At 46.1% G+C, this 10,930-nt stretch carries 7 protein-coding genes; 4 read left to right on the top strand and 3 right to left on the bottom strand.

Features of this window, described 5'->3' with window-relative positions:
- Window positions 1-31: 31 nt before the first annotated feature.
- Both J7623_RS01860 and J7623_RS01855 read right to left on the bottom strand, forming a co-directional pair.
- Window positions 32-1,225 carry a FecR family protein gene (locus J7623_RS01860; RefSeq protein ID WP_291916556.1) on the bottom strand — a complete coding sequence of 398 codons (1,194 nt, stop codon included), beginning with the start codon at window positions 1,223-1,225 and terminating at the stop codon, window positions 32-34.
- Between the two features lie 84 nt (window positions 1,226-1,309).
- Window positions 1,310-1,903 (bottom strand): RNA polymerase sigma factor, encoded by a 594-nt coding sequence (locus J7623_RS01855; RefSeq protein WP_291916554.1) that lies wholly within the window; start codon window positions 1,901-1,903, stop codon window positions 1,310-1,312.
- A gap of 129 nt (window positions 1,904-2,032) precedes the next feature.
- On the opposite strand from J7623_RS01855, the gene J7623_RS01850 reads away from it, so the two are divergent.
- The gene (locus tag J7623_RS01850) at window positions 2,033-2,620 is read left to right on the top strand and encodes a sigma-70 family RNA polymerase sigma factor (RefSeq protein ID WP_291916552.1); all 588 of its coding nucleotides are present in this window, start codon (window positions 2,033-2,035) and stop codon (window positions 2,618-2,620) included.
- Between the two features lie 174 nt (window positions 2,621-2,794).
- Here the strand turns inward: J7623_RS01850 and J7623_RS01845 are convergent, their stop codons facing one another.
- Window positions 2,795-4,630 carry a hypothetical protein gene (locus tag J7623_RS01845; protein WP_291916550.1) on the bottom strand — a complete coding sequence of 612 codons (1,836 nt, stop codon included), beginning with the start codon at window positions 4,628-4,630 and terminating at the stop codon, window positions 2,795-2,797.
- 557 nt (window positions 4,631-5,187) lie between these two features.
- Between J7623_RS01845 and J7623_RS01840 the strand changes: the two genes are divergently transcribed.
- From J7623_RS01840 to J7623_RS01830, 3 genes are all read left to right on the top strand, one after another.
- A complete protein-coding gene (locus J7623_RS01840) occupies window positions 5,188-7,953 on the top strand; it encodes a TonB-dependent receptor (RefSeq protein WP_291916549.1) in 2,766 nt (921 codons plus the stop codon).
- Between the two features lie 43 nt (window positions 7,954-7,996).
- On the top strand, window positions 7,997-9,532 hold the full coding sequence (locus J7623_RS01835) for a hypothetical protein (protein WP_291916546.1): 1,536 nt from the start codon (window positions 7,997-7,999) through the stop codon (window positions 9,530-9,532).
- Window positions 9,533-9,598: 66 nt separating this feature from the next.
- Complete coding sequence (locus J7623_RS01830) at window positions 9,599-10,585, top strand: hypothetical protein (protein ID WP_291916544.1); 987 nt, start codon at window positions 9,599-9,601, stop codon at window positions 10,583-10,585.
- The last annotated feature ends 345 nt before the right edge of the window (window positions 10,586-10,930 follow it).

Raw genomic sequence — 10,930 nt, 5'->3', positions numbered from 1 at the left:
TTTATTTTCAGTTGATATAATACATGTGCGCTTAATTATTGGTTGACTGCGTCGACAATACATTTACTTTCCGGTCTGTGACTTCAAACCTTAACCCATATTTTTCCAGTGCTCCCAGTATGCGCGACAGCGGGAGGTGTTTATCGATTCCTCCGCCAAAAATAATGTCAGGTGTCCTGCCTTCATAGGAGATGTCTACATTGTACCAGCGGCCTACCTGGCGCATAATGGCCGGTAGCTTTTGCTGGTCAAACCGGAAAAATCCTTTTTTCCAGGCTACAGCAATTTCGGTATCTACATTTTCTATGAGGATAGTATTGTTGTTTTCAGGAGGAAAGATAGCCTGCTGGCCAGGGACTAACCTTTTGCTGTTGCCCGCCCGGGATACCAGTACGGCGCCTTCCAGCAGGGTGGTATGTACAGCGGCTTCATCGTCATAAGCCATGATATTAAAGCGGGTACCCAATGCGGTTACTTCCCCTTCATTGTTATGATGGGTTTGAACGGTCACTTTAAAAGGGGATTGCTCGTTGCTATTGGCTTCAAAGTAAGCTTCTCCGGATAAAATTACCCTTCTTTCGGCTCCTTTGACAAAGGCTACAGGATATTGAAGGGAGGTAGCGGCGTTGAGCCATACCCGTGTGCCATCGGGCAGTGTAATTTCATATTGTGAACCGCGTGGCGTGGTAATGGTATTCCAGGCAATGGTGCCGGGATCTGTTTGTGTTGTTACATCATAAGCGAGTGAACCAGCGGCTGTTTTGGTGATATTGGCGCCATTTTGCTTCGCCAGTGCGCCTTCGCGGGCGCTGTCTAATACAATGGTGGAACCGTCGGATAAGGTAAGAATGGCTCCCGTTTTACCAGGTTGGATATCTTTTTTACCCTGGAGTGCCAGGATGGGTGGTTGGTGGAAAGCTGTCTTTTTTTGCAGGTAGAAAAATCCACCGGCAACCAGCAATAAGACGAGAAGGGATGCTGCGGCCAGCATGCCATATCGTTTCTTTTTACGGGTGGTGGTTTGCTGTAAGAGCTGCGTGGAGGTTTGTTCGGAGAACAGGATCCTGTTGAGAATAACGTTTTGTTTATTTTCCGGCAAAAACGGGGTGTCATCAGCAGATTGCCAGTATTCACTGATCTTGTTTTTGATCACTTCATCAAACTCTTCACTTTTTACATACTGCATTAACTCCTGCTCTTCGGCAGGGGTTAAATGGTTTTGCAAATGCTTATGAAGTAGTTCGGCGATACGATGCATACTTATAAGACGACTGGAAAAAGGAAAGGGAGTAGTGGGACCAAAAAAAAATTACCGGAGCAATAACCAGAGGAGAAAGGGGCCATAACTGCTGATATGCTGGCCCAGGTAATGGCGGATGCGGTGGAGGGCCATGGCCATATGTTTTTTGACCGTTAGCCGGGATATGCCCATTTGCTGCGCAATTTCCTCCTGCGATAAGCCGGCAGTTTTAGAAAGGCGGTATACCTGCTTTTGCTGGGGAGGGAGCAATGTGATGGCTTCTTCCAGTAATACTTCACACTGGCGGTTACGCAACAGGTGGTCGGTGGTATCAGTAAAATGTGTACAGGAGTCTGTAAAGGCTTTCAGATGTGTATTTTCATAGGCGGCTTTTTTCAGCCGGTCCAGGATCAGGTGGCGGGTCATGGCCAGCAGGTAGGCCTCCAGGTTTTTGACTTCGCCAAATTCGGCCCGTTTCAGCCAAACCTTCATAAACACATCTTGTACGATTTCTTCCGAGTGGGTGGGGGATTTCAGAAAGCCCAGCGCGGTACCATATACCTTGCGGTGAAACCGGCTGAATATACTGGCAAAGGAAGATTCATCTCCCTGCCTGAGCAATTCCAGCATCTGGGCTTCATCAAAAGTATCGGGCAACCGCATAATAATTATTTCATAGTGTGCGCCGGCTAAATTAATTAAAAAAAATTATAAGCAATTGGCATTTTGCCGGAAACGTTTTTTGCTGTATTTTGCTGGTCAGCACAAAAGCAAATCCCAATATTCCAACTCATGCACGAAAATGAATTATGGTACTCCTATAAAATGGGAGATGTAAAAGCATTGGAAGGTTTGTATGAACAATATTATCACCCGCTCACCAATTATGGTTACAAGTTTACCCCCGATCGCATTTACATAGAAGAAAGTATGCAGGATCTCTTTCTGAAGTTGTGGCAAAACCGGGAACGCATTGCACACCCTGCAGCCGTGAAACAATACCTGTATCACGCATTTCGTCGTATCCTGCTCGGCAGGCTGGAGTTAGGTCCTTCGCGTCATGACGGGGAACTGGCCGGCGAGCATATTCCTTTTAACGTGAATCTTAACTGTGCCCACCCACTGCTTCGCCGTGAACGGATGGAAGCCCTGGCCGCGCATTCCACTACTTTGTTAACGCATCTCACCAACCGGCAGCGGGAAGCCGTTTTCCTGAAGTATTATGAAGACCTTTCTTATGAGCAGGTGGCAGAGATCATGTACATGACAGTTGCCGGTGCACGTCAGTTGGTGTATCACGCGCTGGAACGTTTGCGTGGACAGTTCGGTAACTTCACGTTACTGCTGCTGTTGTGTATTTTGAAAAGGACAGGGATGTAGCGAAAAGCTGAAAGCTGAAAGCAGAAAGCAAAAAGCTATTGAGGCGAGTGATCAAAGCGTATAAATATTCGCAATATTCACTCGCCTCAATAGCTTTTTGCTTTCTGCTTTCAGCTTTTCGCTATAAAGGCTGTCTCCCATTACAGGAGGCAGCCTTCGTTGTCATAATGCATATCAGCTTGTTTTACAGAACGCGATATGATCATGGATCTGTGGTAATTTCTGATAGCCATTGGTGAGGCCCAGTTGAAGGTCCAGCCAGAGGATATAAGCACAAGGCTCCATACCGGTAGTGCTGAACGCTTTGTTATTGTCGTGGTATTCGGCGGCGTACGGTGGTGGACCGGAGCTGAATGGAGCCGGCAGTGTTGGATTACCTTCAAAGCGCAGCGTAAAGCTTTCCACATGCGGATGACATACGGTATATTGTGCCGTAACAGTAGTGGTAATACCTCCACAACCATGGCCGCTACCGGTAGTTTCCTTTATTTCCAGCATTGCTGCGGCCATAATGGATTCATCGCCGGTGTAGCCCCAACCTGGGTGGCGGCGCTGTTTGTAGCTCACATTCGAGATCACAATTTTGTCCAGTGTATTGACTGCAGTGAGAGTAGTAGTACCTACTTTACGCGCTTCAAAAACAATTTTGAAGGTGTGAATAGGCGCCTGCTGGGCAGCGGGTACGGCGGTACCGGCAATAAGCACTGTTGGGGAGGTTAAGTCAAACACATTATTGGCGAACGTGGTGTTGGAAGCATCCAACGCCAGAGCAGACGAGTCGATCCTGGCCAGTACGCCATTGGTGGGCGTAAATATACCGGTTGTGAGATTGTTGCCGCGAGGCACGGTGATCCATAATTCGCCGGCGCTGTTAAGTGCCGGTGTGATGATCACGGGATCATGTGTCCAGGTGACAGGACCTGTTTGTTTTAGCAGCTCACCGATTTTAAAGGGCACCATAGCATGTAATACCTGGGCGGCGGTCAGCTCATAGCTGGTATCCGCGTTAAAGATGCGGAAGCGGTATTCCATTTCATTGGTATTGGTACCACTTGGCAGTGTACCGTTCAGGTCCAGACCGCCGTAGAACGCCAGTTTAGGAACATCTGTGGTGTAGCCGTTGGCATCAAACTGTGCGCCGGTAGGCCCGATGTCATAACCACCTACTCTTTCAAAGAGGGCCGGTACTTCATTATTGGGCGTTACATCTTGTGGTACACACAGCTCTATGCAGAAACAAGGACCCCTGTTGGTACGATCGGCGCGGTGACCGGTGCTGCGGTCTTCATTAAGCAATATAGCGCCGGAAACGGGTTCTGTGATGCGGAAATAAAGGTCCGGGCCAGCAGGCCATTCTACGTTAAGGAAAGGCAACAGGGTTTTGCTGAAGTCAGCGGAGGTATAGTCGATGCGGAAATGCCCGGTGGCATCGGTAATATTGCTGCCTAATGGATCGTCCTGCAGCCAGTCTACATCAAAGGCGGCTACCTGCAAGCCTTTCAGTGGCAACTTGGTTTTACAGTTGATCACCCGGCCACAAATAATCCACGCGTCAAATTTGCCCCGGATGGCGCACCACCAGCGGTTGGGAATCTGGTACTCCCAGTACGCGAGGAAGTCGTTTTCCTGTTGGCGCCACTTCGGTTGCAGCGTGGTAATGTGGAACTGCAATACCGGTAACCTTTTAGGATACGGTTTGGGGCGAGGTACATTGCCACATTCGAAATCAATGTCGAAGGCTTCTCCTTCATATTTGCTTTCGCGGCCGAAATCAATGGTGAAGTTACCATCGGCATCGGTCATGGTTTCCGCCAGGAGGCTGCTTTCCTTGCTCTTCAGCTCTTCTGCGCTGACTTCATGGAAGGTTTCCTTGGCGGCTGCGGTGGCCTGTTGTACCACCTCGCGGGAGGCAATTGCCCGGTAAATACGGATTTTTACGTTGGCAATGGCTTCTATGCAGTAATCATCGCATAGCATGCCTTTTAAATTGCCTTTGAACTGATAGCTCATGACTTACTTTTTTTGGGGTTATTGAAATATAGAAGCACGACTTTTTGGGGTAATGATAAATGATCAAACTTTTTTGGGGAACGTTTACAATTAGGGCCTGTGCTTCGATACAAATGTCCGTCTAAATTCTATTGCTATCAAGCGGAGAAATGCGCAAAATAAGGAACGCGTACATATACCGGTTGGACCGGTAGTACTGGTAGTATTTCGATTGCAAACATAACCGGGTGTTATAACAACTAAAAGTATGCGCTGACATAGTGGTAGATAATGGGAAGATATTTCACCGTATAAGCCACTTTCAGGAATACAGAATTCCTCCAGAATGATTACATATTGTATGTTACCGGATTGTTTTTCAGCTGTTTGCCTGCATTTGCGGGCCGATGAACGATCTTGCAGGCTCCGCTGCCAGGTAATATTTGCGCGTATTTACCTGTTATATCAGAATACCACCTGTTAACTAATCATTACCTTATAATTACCATTCTATTAAGATGCATTATCGCCCTGTTATCTGAAAAAAAATAAAATTTCCTTTGCACAAATTCTACAGGATGATAAGAACGATACTCATCTTCTTTTTATTTTTTTGCTGCCAGTCAACCGTTTTCAGTCAGCAGCCGGATGTGGTCTTCAAAGGAAAAATTATCGATGCTCAAACCAAGGAACAATTACCAGGTGCAACGGTGCGTTTGCATGAATCGAAGCGTGGCGGGAGTGCGCGACTGGATGGTACTTTCAGTGTGGACAAACTTACCACAGGTACCTATCATTTACAGGTGACTTTCATGGGGTATTATACGCTTGATACCGTAGTGCGTATCGACAATAATACCTACCTGTTGCTGGCTATGCGTAATAAAGCGAAAGACCTGAATACCGTTAGTATCAATGGAAAACGTGATGGTGAATCTGCAGCTGCGGCCAAAAAATCGGAGCAGCTGGCAGGTAATGTAATGAATATCGTCTCTGCAAAAAATATACAGTTGTCACCGGATATTACCATTGCGAACGTATTACAACGTGTGTCTGGCGTGTCTTTAGAGAAGAGCGGCAGCGGAGATGGACGTTATGCAATTATCCGTGGCATGGATAAACGTTATAACTATACGTTGATTAATGGGGTGAAAATTCCCAGCCCGGATAATAAAAACAGGTATGTGCCCCTGGATCTATTCCCTGCCGACCTGGTAGAAAAAGTGGAAGTAAATAAAACACTTACACCTGATATGGAAGGTGATGCCATTGGTGGTACGGTGAATATGGTAATGAAAAATGCACCGGAGCGTTTATACGTGAACGGTAGTGTTTCCGGAGGATATAATCAGACATTGATGGACCGGAAATTCGATTATTTCCCTACTGGTGCTATTAACCGCAAGTCGCCCTACGAAGCCAACGGACCGGCTTACCTGGCGCAACCGGGCGATTTTACCCGTGATAACCTGAACTTCACAAAGAAAAATTTTACGCCGAATCTCTTTGCAAATTTATCTATCGGTAACCGGTTTTTTAAAAATAAACTGGGCGTGATGTTAGGAGGTTCTTACCAGCATTCCTATAAGGGATATCATAGTATCTATAATCCCGTGGATGAGTACATAGATTTGACGGATGCTTATGGCACCATCTACATGAAACATGCTTACGTACGTGACTATTCTACCGAGGTTAAAAGAACGGGTTTAAATGCAAAAGTAGATTACCGTTTTAATGATTACAATAAAATCAGTGTGTACTCTTTTACTGCCATATTAGATGAAGCGCAGGCAAGGATAGGCATGGATACCTTACAACCACCTCCGCGACTGGCGCCGGGTTTAGGGCAGGTATGGTATCAAAACCGCGCGAGATACCAGCGCCAAAGAATAAACAGCACAACGTTACGTGGAGAGCACGATGTACTGCCGGGACAATTGAAACTGGACTGGTCTGCTGTGTATTCAAAAGCGAGTAACAGTATCCCGGATCTGGCAGAATATGAGTATGATGGCGGTTTTTATGCAGATGGGACCAACAAGGATCCTTATCAGCATCCAAATGTAGTTACCGCTTACAACCGGGAATGGTGGAAGAATAATGACCGCGACTATGCCGGCTACCTGAATGCCAGTTATACCGGGAATGTAGCAGAGATTCCTTTCAAAATCACTGTTGGCGGTATGTACAGGGATAAGCACCGTGATAACTTTCACCAGGTGTATAAACTGGATAGGGTTACGGATGCCGGACAGCCGTTTCAACTGTGGACAGACATCTATCATTTTAACTGGACCGTCACCAACCCGGCAGGATCGCCGGCAGATGGTAATAACTACCGGGCTGATGAAAGCATTGCGGCTGGTTATGCTATGCTGAAATTTACAGTGAAGAAGCTGGAAGCTATTGTAGGTGCGCGTATGGAGAATACTGATCAAAAATATTTTACAGATGCGCCGGAAAGCATGGAAGGTAAAAATGGTGCGATTACTTACAGCGATATCATGCCCAGCGTGCATTTGAAATATATGCTGAGTAATAAAACCAACCTGCGTTTGTCTTATTTCAGCTCTATCAGTCGCCCGGGTTATTTTGAACTGATACCTTATCCTTACAATGGAGATGAGTATATGGAACAGGGCAATCCAAAGTTGAAGCATACTACAGCGGACAACATTGATTTTCGGTATGAATATTTTCCGCGTCCTGAAGAACAGATATTGATTGGAGCTTTTTATAAGAAGCTGGCTAACCCGATTGAGTGGGGATTTGTACGGGGCATGGGACAGAATCAGCAGATATTGCAACCCAATAACTATGGCGACGCTACAAACTTTGGTTTTGAAGTAGTGTATGAAAAATACATCCGCAACTTTGGTATCCGTGCTAATTATACCTATACCAATTCTACCATAGAAGCAATGAAGCAGCGCACATTTAACCGTACGGAAGCTAACCAGCTGGAGAAGCGTCCGTTACAGGGGCAGTCGGCGCATATAGCCAATGCTGCCCTGCTGTATAAGAATCCAAAGATTGGATTGGATATGCAGTTGAACTGGCAACTCACCGGTAAGCGTATTGCTGCGTTATCTCCCTATTATGGATATGATTACTGGCAGAAAGACATGAACACGTTTGATTTTTCTGCAGAGAAGAAAATCGGCCGACATTTTTCTGTCTTCACCAAAATTCAGAACCTGTTGAATACGCCTTACGAGTTATATATCAATGGCGTGCCATCTAACACTGTGCCTATGCCGAAGGCCGGAGATAATAAAACACTGATCCAGAAAGATACATTCGGTCGGGATTTTCAGCTGGGTGCAAGATTTGTGCTTTAACATTTTTCCATAATAAATTTTTCAAATTTCCAAGTAGAAACTTATGAAAAAGATCCTCTCTCAAAGCGGCCTGGTTGCCCTGGTAGCAATGTCTGTCATCTCCTGTAAAAAAGGTGACGAACATGTAGACATCTCCAAACCACTGGTGGTAGTTGGTCAAACTATCAGCGACACCATTCTCCCGAAGAAGGATGCCAATAACAATTCGATCCCTTTGAAAGGCACCATGCTGGCTGGTAAAACCTATCATATCATGTCGGATGTTACCATCAACGAAGGCGATACCCTGTACCTGCAACCAGGTGTAAAAGTATTGATTCATGGTGATGGTAAAAGCCCTCTTACTTCTCCCGCATTCCTGGTAAACGGTACGCTGGTAAGTGATGGCGCTAAAAATGCACAGAACTGGTTTACGGTTGCAGAAACAGAGGAAGTGAAGAAATCGAATGACAGCTTCAAAGATGATGCTGCTAACGACCCAGCTTTCAAAGGCTACTGGGGCGGTTTCCAATGCGGTGGTAACGCTAAACTTTTATTGCTCCGCTGGACGCACGTAGAATATACCGGTGGCGCCTGGGGAGCAGATGCGCCTAATTATGGTGCAAAGCCAGGTGATGCCCGTTTCACTATTTCTATGAACAGCAAAAGCACTGATTTAGGTAAGCTGATCGTAGAAGACTCCTGGTTCTATGGTAGTAAAGATGATGGTATCCGTCCCAATAACGTATACATGAGCATCATGCGCAACACCTTCACTAAAATGGGTGGTACCGGTGGCGAATCACTGAACATCAAAGATGGTGTATACGGTGATATGGCTTATAACCTTACCTACGGTATCGCTACCAACGGTCTGAAAACTTCCGGTGCTACCGGTAAAACCTGCATGGTAAACATCTACAACAACACCGTTGTTAACTGCGGATTCAGACAAACCAAAGCGACCCGTAATGGTTCTATCAATACCGAAACCAACGCTGGTGGTTACATCTTCAATAACATCATTGTGAACTGTAAAGCGGGTCTGAGAATATCTTTCCACTCTGAGAAAGGTAAACCAAGCGATACCCTGAATACCCTGTACAATAACAACCTTACCGCTATCGGAAGAGGTAATCCAATGGGCGGTGCAGAACAATACATGGTGTTCATTGAACCTAACCAGTTCACGCTGAAGCAGTCTTTTGATATTAATGGTTACATCAATGGTCCCATTGCAGCAGACGGTACCAACAACGGTACCAACCCTGCAAACGACTCCCTGAAATATGATCCAATGTTTGTTAACTATGATATGGCTGCGATGAGCCTTGGCCTCAACTATCGCGTTTACCAAATCCCCGGAGGCGCCGACTTCCACCTGAAAGCAGGATCTCCTGCCATTGGTGCAGGTGTTTATCCGGGTGGTACCGGTAAAAATGCGATTCCTGCTAAACCTGGTGCTCCTTTACTGGCACAATATGGTTTCCCAATGAAAGTGGTGCCTGCCGGCGGTATCTATGGGGCTACTGTTACTCCGCCTAACAGAGATCTCGGTGCATTCCCTACCGATAACTCAGGGAATCAGCACACTTATTAATCGCTATACCTAAGCCTACGAAAAAGGACGTCTTTGTACGTCCTTTTTCATTTTAATTTTCCAGAGATGAAATATGTTTATAGTTTTCTTTTTATAGCTGCCTGCATAGGTGCTACGGTGGCTTGTAGTAAAGGGAGTAAGGGAGATGAGGCAGCACCCGTTAAAGATTCTTCCGGCGTGATAGTAGACACGACAAAAACAGCCACCTATGATCTTTCCCTGCTGGACCGCTGTGTGTTGTTTAATGAAACGCCACAGGTGAGCGTTACCGCCAGGCAGGACTACCAGGAATTATCAGGCATAGCACCCAGTCACCGTAACCCCGGATTGTTATATGTGCATGAAGACAGTGGCAATTCCAACGAAGTATATGTGACCGCTGCTGATGGCAGAAACGCCGGCAAGCTGGTGTTGACCGGTATCACGAACCGCGATTGGGAAGATATTGCCACCGGTCCGGGGCCGGAGAAAGATAAGTCGTATATCTACGTAGCAGAAATTGGCGATAACAATTCCGTTTGGCCCGGCATCTTTATTTATCGTTTCCCGGAGCCCGATTTATCGGCTGCCAACGCTACAACCGTAATTAACGTCACTACCGTTGATAAAATTGAATTAAGCTATCCGGGCGGCCCGGTAAACGCTGAGTCACTGTTGCTGGATCCGTTGACCAAAGACCTGTACATCGCTACTAAAGAACAAGGTCGCAGTACGCTGTACGTGGCGCGTTATCCGCAATCCATTACCAGCAAAACCACGCTGGTGGCTTTGGATAAGCTGCCTTTCGACCTGCTCACGGCAGGCGATATTTCGCCGGATGGAACAGAGATATTGGTACGCAATACCGGGCAGATCTGGTATTGGAAAAGGCAAGCCGGCGAAACTATTGCTGCTGCCTTATTGCGGAAGCCACAGGATGCACCTTATGCCCGCAATGAGCGCCAGGGAGAAGGTTTGTGCTTTGCGGTGGATGGCAGCGGTTATTTCACGGATTCAGAGACAAAAAAATATGCCAGCGAAAAAGTAGCCATTTCATTTTATAAAAGGAAATAAGTTGTAGGAGAAAGAATGGTGGATATCTGGGGTAGAAGGGTAGAAGAATGAAAATTATTCTATAGAAATACAGCATCGCAGGAAGCCCGCTCCCGGACATCATTCCGTGGAAGCCGATTATTTATCAATCGTCTTTCCACGGGAACAACGCCGGACAGTACATAGGTATAGGTGGAAGGGAGGGGTAGGGTTAACAACAATGGATTTTAGTTAACAACAACAATGGACTTCAATCAACAATTATGGACTTTTAAGGATCAATAACAATGGATTTTAAGGGTTAACAATAATGGGTTTTAAGGGGTCAAACTATTCATTATAAGGGTCATGCTATTTATTAAAATT

Origin of the sequence: Chitinophaga sp., from assembly GCF_017745275.1 — a bacterium.
Lineage (GTDB): Bacteria > Bacteroidota > Bacteroidia > Chitinophagales > Chitinophagaceae > Chitinophaga.
The sequence above is the reverse complement of the archived record's forward strand: the minus strand, read 5'-3'. Positions and strand labels throughout refer to the sequence as shown.